The sequence below is a fragment of the Pseudomonas sp. SJZ131 genome, from assembly GCF_007828705.1.
Lineage (GTDB): Bacteria > Pseudomonadota > Gammaproteobacteria > Pseudomonadales > Pseudomonadaceae > Aquipseudomonas > Aquipseudomonas prosekii.
In genome coordinates this window covers 371109-388382 of the sequence record NZ_VIVC01000004.1, presented here as the reverse complement: position 1 = coordinate 388382, position 17274 = coordinate 371109, and the positions used below count along the sequence as shown (strand labels likewise).

At 61.4% G+C, this 17274-nt stretch carries 16 protein-coding genes; 13 read left to right on the top strand and 3 right to left on the bottom strand.

The window, feature by feature from the left end; genetic code table 11:
• Positions 1 to 139: 139 nt before the first annotated feature.
• From FBY12_RS19715 to FBY12_RS19660, 12 genes are all read left to right on the top strand, one after another.
• Positions 140 to 721: an outer membrane lipoprotein carrier protein LolA gene (locus FBY12_RS19715; protein ID WP_145255139.1), complete on the top strand. Its 582-nt coding sequence runs from the start codon at positions 140 to 142 to the stop codon at positions 719 to 721.
• Complete coding sequence (locus FBY12_RS19710; protein ID WP_145255136.1) at positions 705 to 3059, top strand: MMPL family transporter; 2355 nt, start codon at positions 705 to 707, stop codon at positions 3057 to 3059. Before FBY12_RS19715 ends, FBY12_RS19710 begins: the two co-directional genes overlap by 17 nt.
• A complete protein-coding gene (locus FBY12_RS19705) occupies positions 3056 to 4216 on the top strand; it encodes a sodium:proton antiporter (RefSeq protein WP_145255133.1) in 1161 nt (386 codons plus the stop codon). Before FBY12_RS19710 ends, FBY12_RS19705 begins: the two co-directional genes overlap by 4 nt.
• Positions 4203 to 5450 (top strand): NAD(P)/FAD-dependent oxidoreductase, encoded by a 1248-nt coding sequence (locus tag FBY12_RS19700; protein ID WP_145255130.1) that lies wholly within the window; start codon positions 4203 to 4205, stop codon positions 5448 to 5450. Before FBY12_RS19705 ends, FBY12_RS19700 begins: the two co-directional genes overlap by 14 nt.
• Positions 5447 to 6172: a class I SAM-dependent methyltransferase gene (locus FBY12_RS19695; protein ID WP_145255127.1), complete on the top strand. Its 726-nt coding sequence runs from the start codon at positions 5447 to 5449 to the stop codon at positions 6170 to 6172. The genes FBY12_RS19700 and FBY12_RS19695 overlap by 4 nt, the downstream gene beginning before the upstream one ends.
• Before the next feature lie 146 nt (positions 6173 to 6318).
• Positions 6319 to 6792, top strand: coding sequence for a hypothetical protein (locus FBY12_RS19690; protein ID WP_371927486.1), 474 nt, complete (start codon positions 6319 to 6321; stop codon positions 6790 to 6792).
• A complete protein-coding gene (locus FBY12_RS19685) occupies positions 6789 to 7985 on the top strand; it encodes a beta-ketoacyl-[acyl-carrier-protein] synthase family protein (RefSeq protein WP_145255121.1) in 1197 nt (398 codons plus the stop codon). The genes FBY12_RS19690 and FBY12_RS19685 overlap by 4 nt, the downstream gene beginning before the upstream one ends.
• Positions 7982 to 8440: a hotdog family protein gene (locus FBY12_RS19680; RefSeq protein ID WP_145255117.1), complete on the top strand. Its 459-nt coding sequence runs from the start codon at positions 7982 to 7984 to the stop codon at positions 8438 to 8440. The genes FBY12_RS19685 and FBY12_RS19680 overlap by 4 nt, the downstream gene beginning before the upstream one ends.
• Complete coding sequence (gene fabG, locus FBY12_RS19675) at positions 8440 to 9168, top strand: 3-oxoacyl-ACP reductase FabG (protein ID WP_109519889.1); 729 nt, start codon at positions 8440 to 8442, stop codon at positions 9166 to 9168. The genes FBY12_RS19680 and fabG overlap by 1 nt, the downstream gene beginning before the upstream one ends.
• Entirely contained in the window at positions 9168 to 10394 is a 1227-nt protein-coding gene (locus FBY12_RS19670; RefSeq protein WP_145255114.1) for a beta-ketoacyl-ACP synthase, read from the top strand. The genes fabG and FBY12_RS19670 overlap by 1 nt, the downstream gene beginning before the upstream one ends.
• A 28-nt stretch (positions 10395 to 10422) precedes the next feature.
• Positions 10423 to 10869, top strand: a complete 447-nt coding sequence (locus FBY12_RS19665) for an excinuclease (protein ID WP_121731574.1) — start codon at positions 10423 to 10425, stop codon at positions 10867 to 10869.
• Between the two features lie 653 nt (positions 10870 to 11522).
• On the top strand, positions 11523 to 11969 hold the full coding sequence (locus tag FBY12_RS19660; RefSeq protein WP_145255111.1) for an excinuclease: 447 nt from the start codon (positions 11523 to 11525) through the stop codon (positions 11967 to 11969).
• 108 nt (positions 11970 to 12077) lie between these two features.
• Here FBY12_RS19660 and FBY12_RS19655 read toward each other — a convergent pair whose 3' ends face one another.
• Entirely contained in the window at positions 12078 to 12980 is a 903-nt protein-coding gene (locus FBY12_RS19655) for a LysR family transcriptional regulator (protein ID WP_145255108.1), read from the bottom strand.
• A 118-nt stretch (positions 12981 to 13098) separates the two neighbouring features.
• Here FBY12_RS19655 and FBY12_RS19650 point away from each other — a divergent pair, with 118 nt between their 5' ends.
• Entirely contained in the window at positions 13099 to 14373 is a 1275-nt protein-coding gene (locus tag FBY12_RS19650; protein WP_145255105.1) for an MFS transporter, read from the top strand.
• A 142-nt stretch (positions 14374 to 14515) separates the two neighbouring features.
• On the opposite strand, the gene hemE is transcribed toward FBY12_RS19650, so the two are convergent.
• On the bottom strand, positions 14516 to 15583 hold the full coding sequence (hemE, locus tag FBY12_RS19645) for a uroporphyrinogen decarboxylase (protein ID WP_121731578.1): 1068 nt from the start codon (positions 15581 to 15583) through the stop codon (positions 14516 to 14518).
• A gap of 241 nt (positions 15584 to 15824) precedes the next feature.
• Positions 15825 to 17243 (bottom strand): FAD-dependent oxidoreductase, encoded by a 1419-nt coding sequence (locus FBY12_RS19640; protein ID WP_121731579.1) that lies wholly within the window; start codon positions 17241 to 17243, stop codon positions 15825 to 15827.
• Between the last annotated feature and the right edge of the window lie 31 nt (positions 17244 to 17274).

The following is a 17274-nucleotide window of genomic DNA, read 5'->3' as shown; positions in this document are numbered from 1 at the left end:
CCCCACTCCCCGTGGCGAGCGAGCTTGCTCGCGTCAGAGTGCGCAGCACTCTCTTTTTTGGGGCCGCTTCGCTGCCCGACGCGAGCAAGCTCGCTCGCCACAGTTTTCCGTGTTCAGGTTTTCGGCATTCAGGTGTTGGGTGTTGATTTCGGCGCTGCTGGGGTTTTCGTCGTGGGCACAGGCTTTCGATTTGCAGCAGCTGAGCGATCAACTGGCGAAACCCGAGGTCATCCACGGCAATTTCATCCAGGAAAAACACCTGCGCGCCCTGCCCCAGCCGCTAGTCAGCAAAGGCACCTTTGTCCTCGCGAAGAACCACGGCTTGCTGTGGTTGCTGAAAACCCCGCTGCAACAGGATTACCGCATCAGCGCCAAAGGCATCGCCCGACGCGATGCCAACGGCTGGCAATTGCTGCCCGGCAAGAGTGCCGGCGCCGAGCAGAACCGCTTGTTCCTCGCCGTCCTGCAAGGCGACAGCAGCGGTTTGCAACGGGATTTCGAACTGGCGCTGAGCGGCGATGCGCAGCAATGGAAGCTGACCCTGACCCCACGCTCGATGCTGCTCAAGCAAGTGTTCAACCAGATCAACATTGCTGGCGGCGAACTGGTCAACACCATCCAACTGCTCGAAACCCAGGGCGACAGCACGCTGCTGCGCATGCAGGACAGCACCAGCGCCCAACCGTTGAGCGATGCGGAGCAACATGACTTTGCCGAGTGAACGGATGCTCCCACGGCTGTTTCTGATCCTGCTGCTGGCGGTGCTCGCGCTCGCCGGTTGGCAGTGGCGTGACGGCGCGCCGCTGTCGGCCAACCTGATGGAACTGGTGCCAGGCACGACGCCGGACGCGCTGGAACTGCGCGCCGAACAACGCATGCAAGAACCGCTGAACCGCGAAATGCTGGTACTGGTCGGCCACGCCGATCGCCAGCAAGCGGTGGCCATGGCGCAAAAAATCGGCGAGCAATGGCAGGCCAGCGGTGTGTTCGAAAAGGTCCGGTGGACCTTGCAAGCCGACTTGCCGGCCCTGCGCACGCAACTGCTGCAAGGACGCCTGGCGATGCTCGGTGATGAAGATCGGCGCCAACTGATCGAGCATCCGCAAGCCTTTATCCAGCAACGCGTCCAGGCGTTGTTTGACCCGTTCACCGGATTCACGCTGGTGCCGAGCCAGGACGACTGGCTGGGCCTCACCGGGCGAATCCAGAACAGCCAGCCGCAGCACGGCGCGGTGCAACTGGACATCGGCAGCGGCGCGTTGATTGCCGATGCCGACGGCAAGAGTTGGGTGTTGCTGCGCGCGCGCACCACCGGCAACGCCTTCGACATGAACCTGCCGCTGCAAGTCGCCGACCTGCTCGAACACAGCCGCGAACAAGCCGCGCAAAGCGACGTGCAATTGCTCGCCGCCAGCGGTTTGCTCTACGCCGCCAACGGTCAACGGCAAGCCACGCGCGAAATGACCTGGGTTGGCGGCGGCGCCACGCTGGGCATTCTATTGTTGCTATTGCTGGCGTTTCGGCGCTGGCGCGTGTTGCTCGCGTTTGTCCCGGTGCTGGTCGGCATGCTGTTCGGCGGTGTCGCGTGCGTGGCGCTGTTCGGGCATATGCATGTGATGACGCTGGTGCTCGGCTCAAGCCTGATCGGCGTCGCTGTAGATTACCCGCTGCATTACTTGTCCAAGAGCTGGAGCCTGAAACCCTGGCACAGTTGGCCGGCGTTGCGCCTGACGTTGCCAGGGCTGACGCTGAGCCTGATCACCAGTTGCATCGGCTACCTCGCATTGGCCTGGACGCCGTTCCCGGCACTGACGCAAATCGCCGTGTTCTCCGCCGCCGGCCTGCTCGGCGCTTATCTGTCGGCGGTGTGCCTGCTGCCAGCACTGCTCAAGGGCGCCGATCTGCGCCCGGCGCAATGGCCGCTGCGCGTCGCCGAATGCCTGGTGAGCCTGCGCGAAGCGTTGCTCAACCACGTCAAAACGCCGGTGTTGCTGGCGCTGTTGCTCGCGTTTTGTGTCGGCGGGATATTGCAGCTCGACAGCAAAAACGACATTCGCCAATGGGTCGGCATGCCGCAGCACCTGACCGATGAAGCGCAGGCCATTGCGCGCATCACCGGCTACCAGCCCACCAGCCAGTTTTTCCTGATCCGCGCGGCCAATCAGCAAGAGCTGCTCGAGCGGCAGAACGCGCTCAGCGAGCGGCTGCAGCAACTGGTCAACCTCGATAAATTGCAGGGCTTTTTGTCGCTCAATCAACTGGTCAGCCAGCCGAGCGAACAACAGCAAGTGCGCGAAGCGCTGAACAAATTGCCGCAATTCTGGCAACCCTTGCTCGACCTCGGCGTGCCGGCCGCAGCGCTGCAAGCCGAGCTGGCGAAATTGCAGGCGTTGCCCACCGAAGACATCGACGCGGCGCTGCTCGGCCCGCTGGCCGAACCTTATCGCCCGTTATGGCTGGGGCCGACCGATGACGGCGGCGTGGCGGCGATGGTCAGTCTGCAAGGTTTGAATAATCCGTCGTTGCTGCGCGTGCAGGCGCTGGACTTGCCGGGGGTGCAACTGGTTGATCGTCTTGGCGAACTGAACAATGTTTTCGCCAAAACGCAGATCAGCGCCGCCGAATTGAAACTCGCATCCTGCGTGTTGATTGTGCTGGTGCTGATCCTGCCATTCGGCTTCGGCGGTGCGCTGCGCATCGTCGCGCTGCCGCTGCTCGCGGCGCTGTGCAGCCTCGCCAGCCTCGGTTGGCTGGGGCAACCGCTGACCTTGTTCAGCCTGTTCGGCTTGCTGCTGGTGACGGCGATCAGCGTCGATTACGCGATCCTCATGCGCGAGCAGATCGGCGGCGTCGCCGTCAGCCTGCTGGGCACCTTGCTTGCGGCAGTGACGACGTGGCTGTCGTTCGGTTTGCTCGCGGTGTCGAGTACGCCGGCAGTGAGCAACTTCGGCTTGTCGGTGAGCCTGGGTCTGGCATTCAGCTTCATTCTGGCGCCGTGGGCCGGACGCGCCGATCATCCGCCGTCACCGGCCGTGGCAGCCACGGAGCCGGTCGCATGATGATCGCGTTGTTTTGGGCGATGGCCCTGCTGCTGTTCGCCGTGGCGACCCGTGTCGGGCGGCACTTCGGGCTGATCCCGATTGTCAGCCAATTGTTGTTGGCGACCTTCGGTTTGCCGCTGCTGATGTACTTCTGGATCGAACCGGGCTGGCAACTCAGCGGCGCCGCGCTGATCTCGCCGGTGTGGCTGAAAAACCTCTACAGCCTGAGTTTTGCCTTGCTGCTGGGGCATATTCTCAGCGACGTGATCGACCTGCGACTGGACCGCCAGAGCCTGAAAATCGCTTTGCCGAGTTTCTGCCTGCCGTTCGCCTGCGGGCTCGCAACGGCAGTCTGGCTGCTGCCGGCGCAACCGTGGCTCAGTTCGTTGGCGGTCGGGCTGGTGTTCGCGATTACGGCGGTGCCGGTGTTGTACCTGTACCTGCGCCACATCAATTACCCGCCCGCCGCGACCCGGCGTCTGGTGCAAACCGCGATCGTCATCGACCTCGCTTGTTGGACCTTGTTTGGTTTCGCCCAGGGCAGCCTGCACCTGAGCAGTCTGTTATTGCCGCTGGCCGGCGCGTGCCTGCCGTTGCTGTTAAGCCTGCTCGGCTTGCGCCGGCCGCTGCTGCACAGCGGTTGTTTCTTCGCGCTGCTGGTGGTGGCCGAACACTTCAAGCTCAACGCGCTGATTTTCGGCATCGGTTATTTGCTGTGCATGGCCGCGCTGAAAGTGCCGCTGGTATTGCCGCTGCCGGCGCAGTGGATGAACCGTTTGCAGACGTGGATCGCCATCCCGCTGATCCTCACGTTCGGCATCGTGCAGATCGACGTGCACAGCGCCATGGCCAGCCTCGGCTGGTTGCAATTGACGGCTCTGCTGCTGTTGCCGATTCTCAGCAAAATGCTCGGCAACTGGCTGGGCCTGGGTTGGGCCGGCGTGTCGTTTCAAGGCGCCAGCCGTTGGCGCGAAACCTTGCTGCTGAATATTCGCGGTTTGAGCGAGATCGTGTTCCTCAACCTGCTGCTGCAACAACAACTCATCAGCCCGGCGCTGTATTTCGCGCTGATGCTGATGGGCCTGATCGCCACACTGCTGCCGGCACTGGCCGGCATGCACCGAATCCCGCTGAACATCGCCGCCCCGGCAAGGAGTCCTCGTGCCAACAGTTGAAATGGAACATCGTCAGGTGGTGATCATCGGTGCCGGCCCTTCGGGGGCCATCGCCGCCGCGCTGCTCAAGCGCAACGGTCACGATGTTCTGGTGATCGAACGTCAGCATTTCCCACGGTTTTCCATCGGCGAAAGCCTGTTGTCGCATTGCCTGGATTTCGTCGAAGAAGCCGGCATGCTCGACGCGGTGAACGTCGCCGGTTTTCAGCTCAAGACCGGCGCCGCGTTCGCCTGGGGCGAGCAGTACAGCGCCTTCGATTTCGGCGACACGTTCAGCAACGGCAAGCCGACCACGTTCCAGGTGCAACGTGCCGATTTCGACAAGTTGCTGGCCGATCAAGCCGCGTTGCAAGGCGTCGAGTTGCGCTACGGCGAGGCCATCGTCAGCGCCGATTTCAGCCTGGCGAAACCGCAACTGAATGTGCTGCGCGAGGACGGCAGCGAATACCGTGTCGAGGCCGATTTCGTCCTCGACGCCAGCGGTTATGGCCGCGTCCTGCCGCGGCTGCTCGACCTCGAAGCGCCGTCGAATTTCCCGGTGCGCCAAGCGGTGTTCACCCACGTCGAAGATCACATCGACAACCCGAAATTCGACCGCAGCAAAATCCTCGTCACCACCCACCCGATCCACCGCGACATCTGGTTCTGGAGCATCCCGTTCAGCAACGGGCGCTGCTCGGTGGGCGTGGTCGCGGCGGCGGAACATTTCGCCGGCCGGACCGACGATCTCGACGCCTGCCTGCGCGGTTTTATTGCCGAAACCCCAAGCCTCGCCAGCGTGTTGAACAACGCCGTGTGGGACACCCCGGCGCGGACCATCGGCGGCTACTCGGCCAACGTCAAAACGCTGCACGGCCCGGGCTTCGCACTGCTCGGCAACGCGGCGGAATTCCTCGACCCGGTGTTTTCCTCCGGCGTGACCATCGCCATGCGTTCGGCGAGCATGGCCGCCGCCGTGTTGCACCGCCAGTTGCAGGGCGAAAGCGTCGATTGGCAAACCGAGTTCGCCGAACCGCTGAAACGCGGCGTCGACACCTTCCGCTGCTACGTCGAAGGCTGGTACGCCGGGACGTTCCAGGACGTGATTTTCCATGAAGCCAGCTCGCCGGATATCCGCCGCATGATCGCTTCGATCCTCGCCGGTTACGCCTGGGATGAGCGCAACCCGTTTGTCAGCGAAGCGAAACGCCGGTTGAAAGTGATCTCGGAAATCTGCGCAAGGGAAGCGACATGAGTTACCTGAGCGACAACTACGTCGAAGAAACCCGATTCGGTTTCTGGTTCCTGCGCAGCCACACTTGGCAACACCATGTGCTGCGCGTGGCGATCAATGATTTGCGCGGGTTGTTCAGTGAGTCGCTGCCGGCAGATCCGGTTTTGCTCGACGCCGGTTGCGGCCAAGGCAAGTCGTTCCAATACCTGCGCCAGACCTTCGCCCCGCAGCGTTTGATTGGCGTCGATGCCGACCCGCACAGCCTGAAACTCAGTGGCGAAGAAGCGGCGCGTCAGGGCATGCAGGTCGAGTTGATCGGCAGCGATTGCGCGACGCTGAATGTCGCCGATGCCAGCGTTGATCTGCTGTTCTGCCACCAGACATTTCATCATCTGGTGGAGCAGGATCAGGCGTTGGCCGAGTTTTATCGGGTGCTCAAACCGGGCGGCTATTTGCTGTTTGCCGAGTCGACCGAGGCTTACATTGATACGTGGGTGATCCGCTGGTTGTTCCGCCACCCGATGCATGTGCAGAAAAGCGCTGCGGGGTATCTGCAGATGATTCGTCAGCAGGGTTTTGAGTTCGCGCCGCAGAATGTTTCTTACCCGTACTTGTGGTGGAGCCGCGCGAAGGATTTCGGGTTGCTGGAACGCTTTGGTTTGCGCAAGCCCAAGCCCTTTGGCCAACGGGAAGAAACCCTGGTCAACGTGGTGGCGCGCAAGCCGCTTGAAGGTGCTGTGTGATGTCTAGCGCAATCCAACAAAACTGCACAAATACCTGTAGGAGTGAGCCTGCTCGCGATAGCGGTGGGTCAGCCTCCGCCAACGTTGGCTGCACGGACGCTATCGCGAGCAGGCTCACTCCCACAGGGTTTGCGGGGTTGTTGCGAATGGTGTTGGTGGCTTGTGCGCTGCTGCTGAGCGCTTGCGCCAGCCACGCCCCGCTGCCCGAGCAGCTGCCGAACCTCGCGCTGCCGATGCAATTGCACATCCAGCGCCTCGTCGCCGATCAGCGTCAGGATTGGGTGTTAGTGATTCAGCAGGAAGGCCCGGCGCTGCGCTGGTCGATGATGGATTTGCTCGGCATTCCCCAGGCGCGGCAAAAGCTGCAAGACGGCGAATGGCACGCCGATGGTCTGCTACCGCCCAACCCCGAGGCCCGCGAGTTGTTCGCCGCGTTATTGTTTGCGCTGACGCCCAACGCCGAGTTGCAAGCCAACTACCCCACCGCGCAGCAGCACGGCGCGCAACGCGCATTACCCGAGCATTGGGACGTGCGTTATGCCGCGCCGAACAGCTTTGAACTGAGCCTGCCAAAAGGCCCGAAATACCAAATCACACCGCTCAACGGTGACGCGCCATGACCGCCTATCTCAACGCCCTCGGGGTGATTTGCGCCCTCGGTCGCGACAAGCAGCAAGTCGCGCGCAATCTGTTTGCCGGCGATTGCTCGGGCATGCGCAGCGAGGCCGGTTGGGTCGCGGAACGTTCGTTGCCCGTGGCGGCGGTTCACGGTGAATTAGCGGCGATACCGCCAGAGATGGCCGATCAGCGCAGTCGCAACAATCAATTGCTGTTGGAAGCCGCGCTGCAGATTCATGCGGACATCGATCGCGCGATCCAGACCTTCGGCCACGGGCGCATCGGCGTGGTGCTCGGCACCAGCACCTCAGGCATCGACGAAGCCAGTCGCGGCTTGGCGCATTACATTCGCGAGCAGCAATTCCCCGCCGACTACGACTATCAGCAACAGGAACTCGGCGCCCCCGCCAATTTCCTCGCCGACTGGCTGCAATTGAGCGGCCCGGCCTACGTGATTTCCACTGCCTGCACGTCGAGCGCGCGCGCGTTGATGAGCGCGCAGCGTCTGCTCGATCTCGGCTTGTGCGACGCCGTGCTGTGCGGCGGCGTCGACAGCTTGTGCAAACTGACGCTCAACGGTTTCTCGGCGCTGGAAGCAGTGTCCGAACAACGCTGCAATCCGTTTTCGATCAACCGCAACGGCATCAACATCGGCGAAGCGGCGGTGCTGTTCCTGATGAGCAAACAACCGGGCGACGGCCAAGCGATTGCCTTGCTCGGCAGCGGTGCCAGTTCCGACGCGCATCACATTTCCGCGCCGGAACCGAGCGGTCGCGGCGCCCTGCAAGCGATGCGCAAAGCCTTGGGCCGCGCGCAGCTGCAACCGGCACAAATCGCTTACCTGAACCTGCACGGCACCGCCACACAACATAACGACGCGATGGAAAGCCTCGCCGTTTCCACATTGTTCCCGGACGGCGTGCCCTGCTCGTCGACCAAACCGATGACCGGTCATACCCTCGGCGCCGCAGGTGCGCTGGAGGCAGCGTTCTGCTGGCTGAGCCTCAGCGCCGACAATCCGCGGCACGACCTGCCGCCGCACGTCTGGGACGGCCAACCCGACCCCGACCTGCCGCCGCTGACTTGGGTGACCTCGGCCACGCGCCTGGCGTCCATTGCACCTCGCTACCTGATGAGCAATTCGTTTGCCTTCGGGGGCAATAACGTCAGCCTGATTATCGGAGACGCCCCATGATTGACTGGCCGCTCGCCGAACTGCTGCCTCACGCTGGCGACATGATCCTCATCGAGCAGATCCTGTCGTTCGATGACGAGCAGATTCACACGCGCCTCACCGTCAAACCCGGTGGCTTGTTCAACCGCGCCGACGGCAGTTTGCCGGCCTGGGTCGGCATCGAGCTGATGGCGCAGAGCGTCGCCGCTTACGCCGGTTGCCACGCACGCGCGCGCGGGGATGCGGTGGATCTGGGTTTCCTGCTCGGCACGCGCAAATTCGAATGCAACGTCGAGCATTTTCCCGCCGGCACCGAGCTGAGCATCCACGGCGTGCGTTCGCTGGAAGATGACAGCGGCATGGGCGTGTTCGAATGCCACATCAACGCGCCCGGCATCCACGCCACCGCGCGGCTGAACGTGTACCGTCCGCCGCAAGCGGCGCACTATCTTGAAGAATCCCAAGGAGTCGAGTGATGACTGAATCCGTACTGGTCACCGGTTCCAGCCGTGGTATCGGCCGCGCCATCGCCCTGCGTCTGGCCCAGGCCGGCCATGACATCGTGCTGCATTGCCGCAGCGGCCGGGCCGAGGCTGAGGCCGTTCAAGCCGAAATCCAGGCATTGGGCCGCACTGCCCGCGTGCTGCAATTCGACGTTTCCGATCGCGCCAGTTGCAAAGCCATTCTCGAAGCCGACGTTGAAGCCCACGGCGCCTATTACGGCGTGGTGCTCAACGCCGGGCTGACCCGCGACGGTGCGTTTCCGGCGTTGAGCGAGGATGATTGGGACGTGGTGATGCGCACCAATCTCGACGGTTTCTACAACGTGCTGCACCCGGTGATGATGCCGATGATTCGTCGTCGCGCTGCCGGGCGTATCGTCTGCATCACCTCGGTGTCCGGTTTGATCGGCAACCGTGGCCAGGTCAACTACAGCGCTTCCAAAGCGGGTTTGATCGGCGCCGCGAAAGCATTGGCGATTGAACTGGGCAAGCGCAAAATCACCGTCAACTGTGTCGCACCCGGCCTGATCGACACCGCGATGCTCGACGAAAACGTGCCGGTGGAAGAACTGATGAAAATGATCCCCGCACAACGCATGGGCACACCTGAAGAGGTGGCCGGCGCGGTGAATTTCCTGATGTCGGCGGAAGCCTCGTACATCACCCGGCAGGTTCTGGCCGTCAACGGAGGCCTGTGCTGATGAAGCGCGTCGTCGTCACCGGCATGGCCGGCATCACCTCACTGGGCAGCGATTGGCCGACCATCGCCGCCAACTTCGCAGCCAACCGCAGCGGCATCCGCCGCATGGACGAGTGGGACCGCTTCACCGAACTCAACACGCGCCTCGCCGGGCCGATCGATGACTTCAAGGTTCCCAGCCACTGGACACGCAAACAATTGCGCAGCATGGGCCGCGTCTCGCGCCTCGCTGTCGGTGCCGCCGAGCAAGCGCTGGCCGACGCCGGGCTGCTGGGCGACGCATCGATCAAGGACGGGCGCATGGGCGTCGCGTGCGGCTCGTCCACCGGCAGCACCGACGAGATCAAGGCGTTCGGCAACATGCTGCTCAACTCGGTCGCCGAAGGCCTCAACGCCAACTCCTACGTGCGGATGATGCCGCACACCACTGCGGCGAATATCAGCATTTTCTTCGGCCTCACCGGCCGGCTGATCCCGACTTCCAGCGCCTGCACCAGCGGCAGCCAGGGCATCGGCTACGCCTACGAATCGATCAAGTTCGGCCGCTTGCCGCTGATGCTCGCCGGTGGCGCCGAAGAACTGTGCCCGACCGAAGCCATGGTGTTCGACGCGCTCTACGCCACCAGCCTGAAAAACGATGCCCCGCAGACCTCGCCCCGCCCCTACGACAGTGGCCGCGATGGCCTGGTGATCGGTGAGGGCGGCGGCATGCTGGTGCTCGAAGAACTCGAACACGCCCTGGCCCGTGGCGCGCACATCCACGCCGAGCTTGTCGGTTTCGGCAGCAACGCCGACGGCCAGCACACCACGCGCCCCGAGCAAGTCACCATGCGCCGGGCCATGGAGCTGGCGCTGGAAGACGCCGGTCTACAGCCCTCGGACATCGGCTACGTCAACGGCCACGGCACCGCGACCGAACAGGGCGACATCGCCGAAACACTGGCGACCAGCGCATTGTTCGGCGAGCACATGCCGATCAGTTCGCAGAAGAGCTTCCTCGGCCACACGCTCGGCGCGTGCGGCGCGCTGGAATCCTGGTTCAGCATCGAAATGATGAACCGCGACCTCTACGCCCATACGTTCAACCTCGACGAGGTCGACCCGCACTGCGGCAAACTCGATTACCTGCGCGGCGAATTCCGCCAGATGAGCAATCAGTACGTCATGAACAACAATTTTGCCTTCGGCGGCGTCAACACTTCGCTGATCTTCCGCCGCTGGTCGTAACTCACACTTCAGGGTCAAGGAGACCTTCATGCACTTCAAGAAAATCGCTGCCGCCGCCACCCTGCTGATCTGCGCCCTGCCCGCCGTCAGCCAGGCCCGTGACACCGCCGTGTACCTGCCTTTCGACAAAGCCGTCGCCGAAGCCACCCGCACCGGCAAAATCGACGGCAGCGTGAAGTTCTACCTCGCCGGCAACACACCCGCCGGCAAAGCCACCGTCCTCAGCGCCGGTTCGGTGACCAACAAAAAAACCAACGCTTTCAACAAAACTGACGAAGTGGCCTGCGAATGGGTTGCCCAATCGGCAATCATCAGCCTGCACCAGGCAGCAAAAAGCGCTGGCGCAAACGCAGTGACCAACATCGTCAGCTTCTACAAAAGCAACGAACGCAAAGACCCCAAGAACTACGAATGCCACGCCGGCGCCATCATGGCGGGCGTTGCGCTGAAAGGTGACTTGGTTCAGCTCAAGTAACCCGAGTAAACCCGAACACCCGTGGCGAGCGAGCTTGCTCGCGCTGGGTTGCGCAGCAGCCCCAAAAATCCGACATTCTCTGAAAAGCTTCGCGGGCAAGCCTCGCTCCTACAGGACGGAGTCAGCGTTTTCGTTCAAAACGCGGCAGCTTTTCTTCGCCACAACGACAAAGGGCGCCTTTCGGCGCCCTCTCACAAACAGGTGGCTTGTCATCGCCATTTACCTGTCTGGCTCTGCGACAGCTGGTTACCCAGGATCCTCAGAGTCTCACAAGCCCCTTTCGGGAACGTGCGCAGTATTGCTTTAACTTGAGCAAACGACAACGGCTGGCAATCCGCCCCATCGCGCCATCTGTACTGCCATCACAGCCCAAGAGCGCTGCGGACTGCGGCTTTTACAGCCGCAAACTCATCTGTTTCAAGTTGTGAGATTGAGTAAACAGGCTTCCCCCGACGATCCCGACTCTTGATCCTGTCTAACCTAGATCCGTAACCTGAAATGTCCCACCGCCTCAATGGCTAAAACCGAATAGAGGTGACGGAAATCTGCATCTACACTCGCTCAAACAGGCTCATGCGAGCAGCCAAATTGAACGGTGGGTTATTCAACCTCGAAGGCCCCCACGGTTCTCTCTCACGTCAAAGGAGTTGACCATGCAAGTGAAAGCCATTCTCGCCATGTTCATGTTTACCCTCCTCCCCAGCGCCAGTCACGCGACTAATCTGATGTACATGCCATTCGAAACCGTTCTCTCTAAAGCGATGCTTGCCGGGCGGCTGGATGGAAGTGTGAAGTTTTATCTGGCCGGCAATGGCCCGACCGCGAATCAGCATTTATTGCGCGCGAATGTAATCAGCGACTTGGGAACAAACGCGTCCAACAAGAGCGACCACGATGCGTGCGAGTGGGTGCTGCAGTCGAATTTGATCAAGTTGCAGACTGATGCGAAGCGCGTTGGGGCTAACGCGGTGACTAATATCGTGAGTTATTACGACCAACATGTGCGCAAGGATTTGAATACCTTCGAGTGTCGGGTCGGGGTATTTGTGGCGCGAGTAGCGTTGCGCGGGGATTTGGTGCGATTGCCTTTGTCGGATTGAAGATTGTTGATGATTCGACTGGCGCTATCGCGAGCAAGCTCGCTCCCACAGGGGAGTTGCTGGGTGGCATAGATAGCGTCAGCAACATCAATCAACCAGCGAATGCCCTCACGTTTTCAGCGGCTCAACCTTCCTCGTCAGCAACTCCACAAACGCTTTCGCCATCGGTGATTTCTGATCCTTGCGCTGCACCAGCCACACAGCTGACACCGCTTCTGGATCAAGCAGCGGTCGATAGACCACGCCGTCAATCCTCATCCGTTGATACGACGCCGGCAACACCGACACGCCCAGACCTGCCGCGACTAAGCCGATGATGGTCATGGCCTCGCCCGCCTCTTGCGCGAAGTGCGGACTGAACCCCGCATCGCGCGCCAGGCTGAGTAACTGGGCGTACAGACCGCTGCCATAACTACGTGGGAAAAAGACGAAAGGTTCGAGGGCCAACGCCGCCAGGAACAGTCCATCTTCACTGTCCTGCACCAACGGATGCTTGGAGCTGAGTACCGCCACCAATGGCTCGCGCATCAGTTCGACAACGCTCAGCGAATCCGGCAGGCCTAGCGGTCGCATGATCCCGACTTCGATTGATTCGTCGACCAAGGCGTCCGCCACTTGCGTGCTGCTCATCTCCCGCAGGTTCAAATGCACGGCCGGAAAACGCTGACGGAACGAGAAAATCGCTTGAGGAATGGTCGAGTTGAACGGCGCCGACGAGGTGAAGCCGATTTTCAGTTCTCCCAGTTCACCCAGTTGCGCGCGGCGGGCGACGTCCGCGGCTTTATCGACCTGCGCCAGCACCAGTCGCGCCTCTTCGAGAAACAATCGACCGGCTTCACTGAGTTCGACCCGACGATTGGTTCGCTCGAATAAACGTGCGCCAACCTCCGCTTCCAGCGCTTGAATCTGCTGGCTCAGAGGTGGTTGGGAGATGCCGAGCACCTGTGCGGCGCGGCCGAAGTGCAGTTCTTCGGCGACGGCGATGAAGTAGCGCAAGTGGCGCAATTCCATGAAAACTCCATTAGGTCGTTAAACCTATCAAACAGGTCGAACAATATATTGGATTGAATCATTAGCCAGCTATATGATTTTTTCATTGCCTGACCGGCTGCGTCCTCCGAGGTCCGAAGTGAAAACTGCTGTTGCTCCACTTGCCCAAGAAGTTCCGCCCTCCGCGCTGGATGAGGCGGTCGCCGAGCTGCAAGAGATTTACATCGAGAAAGGCACGCCGATGTTCATGCGCACGGTGCTGGCGCTGTTCTCCGGCGGCTTCGCGACGTTTGCGTTGCTCTATTGCGTGCAGCCGATGATGCCGCTGCTGTCCCACGAATATTCGATCAACGCGGCGCAGAGCAGCCTGATCCTCTCGGTGGCCACCGGCATGCTGGCGATTGGTTTGCTGATCACCGGGCCGATTTCCGATCGCGTCGGGCGCAAACGCGTGATGGTCACGGCGCTGTTTTCCGCCGCTCTGTGCACCATGGCCAGCGCGATGATGCCGAGCTGGGAAGGCGTGTTGATCATGCGCGCGTTGATCGGTTTGTCGCTGAGCGGCCTGGCCGCAGTCGCCATGACGTACCTGAGCGAAGAAATTCACCCGCAACACATCGGCCTGGCGATGGGTTTGTACATCGGCGGCAACGCGATCGGCGGGATGAGCGGACGCTTGATTACCGGCGTGTTGATCGACTTCGTCAGTTGGCACACGGCGATGCTGGTGATTGGCGCTCTGGCGCTGATCGCGGCCACGGTGTTCTGGAAGATCCTCCCCGAATCACGCAACTTCCGCGCGCGCTCGCTGCACCCGCGCAGCCTGCTCGACGGCTTCACCATGCACTTTCGCGACGCCGGTTTGCCGCTGCTGTTCCTCGAGGCGTTTGTGCTGATGGGCGCGTTTGTTACGTTGTTCAACTACATCGGCTATCGCCTGCTGGCGGCGCCTTTCAACATGGATCAGGCGTTTGTCGGGTTGTTGTCGGTGGTGTACCTGTCGGGGATTTACAGCTCGGCGAAAATCGGTTCGCTGGCCGACAAACTCGGCCGCCGCAAAGTGCTGTGGGCGACGATTGTGCTGATGCTCGCGGGGTTGGCGCTGACCCTGTTCACGCCGCTGCCGCTGGTGATCATCGGCATGCTGATCTTCACGTTCGGCTTCTTCGGCGCGCATTCGGTGGCCAGCAGCTGGATCGGGCGCCGCGCCATCAAGGCCAAGGGCCAGGCCTCGTCGCTGTATCTGTTCAGCTATTACGCGGGTTCGAGCATTGCCGGCACGGCGGGCGGGGTGTTCTGGCACATGGGTGGCTGGAACGGGATCGGCTTGTTTATTGGCGGGCTGCTGGTGATTGCTTTGTTGGTGGCGTTGAAATTGGCGAAGTTGCCGCCGCTCGGCGCGGTAAAGGCCTGAGTTCGGCCAACCACAAACAACTGTGGGAGCGAGCTTGCTGGCAATGACGGCTTCACATTCAACATCTCTGTTGACTGATCCGCCGCCATCGCGAGCAGGCTCGCTCCCACATTAAAACCGGGTATTTGTTAACCCTTCACGATCACTCGTGATACTGCGCCGACAGTTCATGCACCGCCCGCAGGAACGCACCGGCATGTTCCGGATCGACTTCCGGGGTGATCCCGTGACCGAGGTTGAACACGTGGCCGCTGCCCTTGCCGTAGCTGGCCAGGATGCGCCCGACTTCGGTGCGGATGGCTTCCGGTTTGGCGTAGAGCACGGTCGGGTCCATGTTGCCTTGCAGCGCGACTTTGTTGCCGACGCGCTCGCGGGCGTTGCCGATGTCGCACGTCCAGTCCAGGCCCAGCGCGTCGGCGCCGGCGTCGGCGATGCTTTCCAGCCACAGACCGCCGTTTTTGGTGAACAGGATGACCGGGACTTTGCGGCCGTCGTGTTCGCGGATCAGGCCGCTGACGATTTTGCGCATGTAGGCCAGAGAGAATTCCTGGTATGCAGCTGCCGAAAGATTACCGCCCCACGTGTCGAAGATTTGCACCGCTTGCGCGCCGGCCATGATCTGGCCGTTGAGGTAGCTGGTGACCGACTGCGCGAGTTTATCCAGCAGCAGGTGCATGGCTTGCGGGTTGTCGTAGAGCATGGCTTTGGTCTTGCGGAAGTCTTTCGACGAGCCGCCTTCAACCATGTAGGTCGCCAGGGTCCACGGGCTGCCGGAGAAGCCGATCAGTGGCACGCGGCCGTTCAGTTCGCGGCGGATGGTGCTGACTGCGTCCATCACGTAGCCGAGGTCTTTGTGCGGATCCGGAATCGGCAGCGCTTCGATGTCGGCCAGGGTGCTGACGACTTTCTTGAAGCGCGGGCCTTCACCGGTTTCGAAGTACAGGCCTTGGCCCATGGCGTCCGGGATGGTCAGGATGTCGGAGAAGAGGATCGCCGCGTCCAGTTGCGGATAGCGGTCGAGCGGTTGCATCGTGACTTCGCAAGCGAACTCCGGGTTCATGCACAGGCTCATGAAGTCACCGGCCTTGGCGCGGCTGGCGCGGTATTCCGGCAAGTAGCGACCGGCCTGACGCATCATCCATACCGGCGTGACGTCTACGGGTTGCTTGAGCAGGGCGCGAAGGAAACGGTCGTTCTTCAGGGCAGTCATGTCGGCATCCGGAAAAAAAGTGCGGGCATTTTCTCAGAGCGCGACGCAAAAGGCACGGTTGCAGGTCAGCCTTTTGTCTATCGGGTCAATTAATCGCAGTGAAAACCGGGTATTCGCAACACTGAGAAACAACTGTAGGAGTGAGCCTGCTCGCGATGGCGAAGTACCAGTCAACACATTCGGTGACTGAACTACCGCCATCGCGAGCAGGCTCACTCCTACAGGGTTTTATGTCGCTTGATCAGACCCCCAGATAATCCAGGATCCCTTCAGCCGCATTGCGCCCTTCGAAGATCGCCGTCACCACCAGGTCAGACCCGCGAACCATGTCGCCACCGGCGAAGATTTTCGGGTTGCTGGTCTGGTGCTTGTATTGACCTTGTTCCGGGGCGACGACGCGGCCCTGGCTATCGGTCTGGATTTCGAACTGTTCGAACCACGACGCCGGGCTCGGACGGAAACCGAATGCGATGACCACGGCGTCGGCCGGGATGATCTCTTCGGAGCCCGGGATCGGCTCGGGGCTGCGGCGGCCACGGGCGTCCGGTTCGCCGAGACGAGTCTCGACGACCTTTACGCCTTCGACGCGGTCTTCACCGACGATGGCGATCGGCTGGCGGTTGTAGAGGAATTTCACCCCTTCTTCCTTGGCGTTCTTCACTTCTTTGCGCGAGCCCGGCATGTTCGCTTCGTCGCGACGATACGCGCAGGTCACCGATTTGGCGCCCTGGCGAATCGACGTGCGGTTGCAGTCCATCGCCGTGTCGCCGCCGCCCAACACCACCACTCGCTTGCCTTTCATGTCGACGAAATCTTCCGGCGACTTTTCAAAACCGAGGTTGCGGTTGACGTTGGCGATCAGGAAGTCTAGCGCATCGTGCACGCCCGGCAGGTCTTCACCGGCAAAACCGCCCTTCATGTAGGTGTAGGTGCCCATGCCCATGAACACCGCATCGTATTCTTCGAGCAGTTGCTCGATGGTCACGTCCTTGCCCACTTCGGTGTTCAAGCGGAACTCAATGCCCATGCCGGTAAAGACTTCGCGGCGATTGCTCAGCACAGTCTTTTCCAGCTTGAACTCGGGGATGCCGAAGGTCAGCAAACCACCGATTTCCGGATTCTTGTCGAACACCACCGGGGTCACGCCGCCGCGTACCAGCACGTCGGCACAGCCCAGGCCGGCCGGGCCTGCGCCGATGATCGCGACACGTTTGCCGGTCGGTTTGACCTTGGACATGTCCGGGCGCCAGCCCATGGCGAACGCGGTGTCGGTGATGTACTTCTCGACCGAACCGATGGTCACCGCGCCGAAGCCGTCGTTGAGGGTGCAGGCACCCTCGCACAGACGATCCTGCGGACACACCCGGCCACACACTTCCGGCAAGGTGTTGGTCTGGTGCGACAGCTCGGCGGCCTGGAGGATGTTGCCCTCGGCCACCAGCTTCAGCCAGTTCGGAATGAAGTTGTGCACCGGGCACTTCCATTCGCAATATGGGTTACCGCACCCCAGGCAGCGGTGGGCCTGATCGGCCGAATGCTGGGGTTTGAACGGTTCGTAGATTTCCACGAACTCTTTCTTGCGTTGACGCAACAGTTTCTTCTTCGGATCTTTGCGCCCGACGTCGATGAACTGGAAGTCGTTATTCAGACGTTCAGCCATTGTTAAAACCTCATCAAACTCTTCAGGCGCA

Bases quoted from the DNA above. Each gene is read 5' to 3' on its own strand.
- FBY12_RS19680 (WP_145255117.1), top strand. From the start codon at position 7,982: ATGATTGACTGGCCGCTCGCCGAACTGCTGCCTCACGCTGGCGACATG.
- FBY12_RS19685 (WP_145255121.1), top strand. From the start codon at position 6,789: ATGACCGCCTATCTCAACGCCCTCGGGGTGATTTGCGCCCTCGGTCGC.
- FBY12_RS19710 (WP_145255136.1), top strand. From the start codon at position 705: ATGACTTTGCCGAGTGAACGGATGCTCCCACGGCTGTTTCTGATCCTG.
- hemE (WP_121731578.1), bottom strand. From the start codon at position 15,583: ATGACTGCCCTGAAGAACGACCGTTTCCTTCGCGCCCTGCTCAAGCAA.
- FBY12_RS19695 (WP_145255127.1), top strand. From the start codon at position 5,447: ATGAGTTACCTGAGCGACAACTACGTCGAAGAAACCCGATTCGGTTTC.
- fabG (WP_109519889.1), top strand. From the start codon at position 8,440: ATGACTGAATCCGTACTGGTCACCGGTTCCAGCCGTGGTATCGGCCGC.
- FBY12_RS19670 (WP_145255114.1), top strand. From the start codon at position 9,168: ATGAAGCGCGTCGTCGTCACCGGCATGGCCGGCATCACCTCACTGGGC.
- FBY12_RS19705 (WP_145255133.1), top strand. From the start codon at position 3,056: ATGATGATCGCGTTGTTTTGGGCGATGGCCCTGCTGCTGTTCGCCGTG.
- FBY12_RS19640 (WP_121731579.1), bottom strand. From the start codon at position 17,243: ATGGCTGAACGTCTGAATAACGACTTCCAGTTCATCGACGTCGGGCGC.
- FBY12_RS19655 (WP_145255108.1), bottom strand. From the start codon at position 12,980: ATGGAATTGCGCCACTTGCGCTACTTCATCGCCGTCGCCGAAGAACTG.
- FBY12_RS19690 (WP_371927486.1), top strand. From the start codon at position 6,319: ATGGTGTTGGTGGCTTGTGCGCTGCTGCTGAGCGCTTGCGCCAGCCAC.
- FBY12_RS19660 (WP_145255111.1), top strand. From the start codon at position 11,523: ATGCAAGTGAAAGCCATTCTCGCCATGTTCATGTTTACCCTCCTCCCC.
- FBY12_RS19665 (WP_121731574.1), top strand. From the start codon at position 10,423: ATGCACTTCAAGAAAATCGCTGCCGCCGCCACCCTGCTGATCTGCGCC.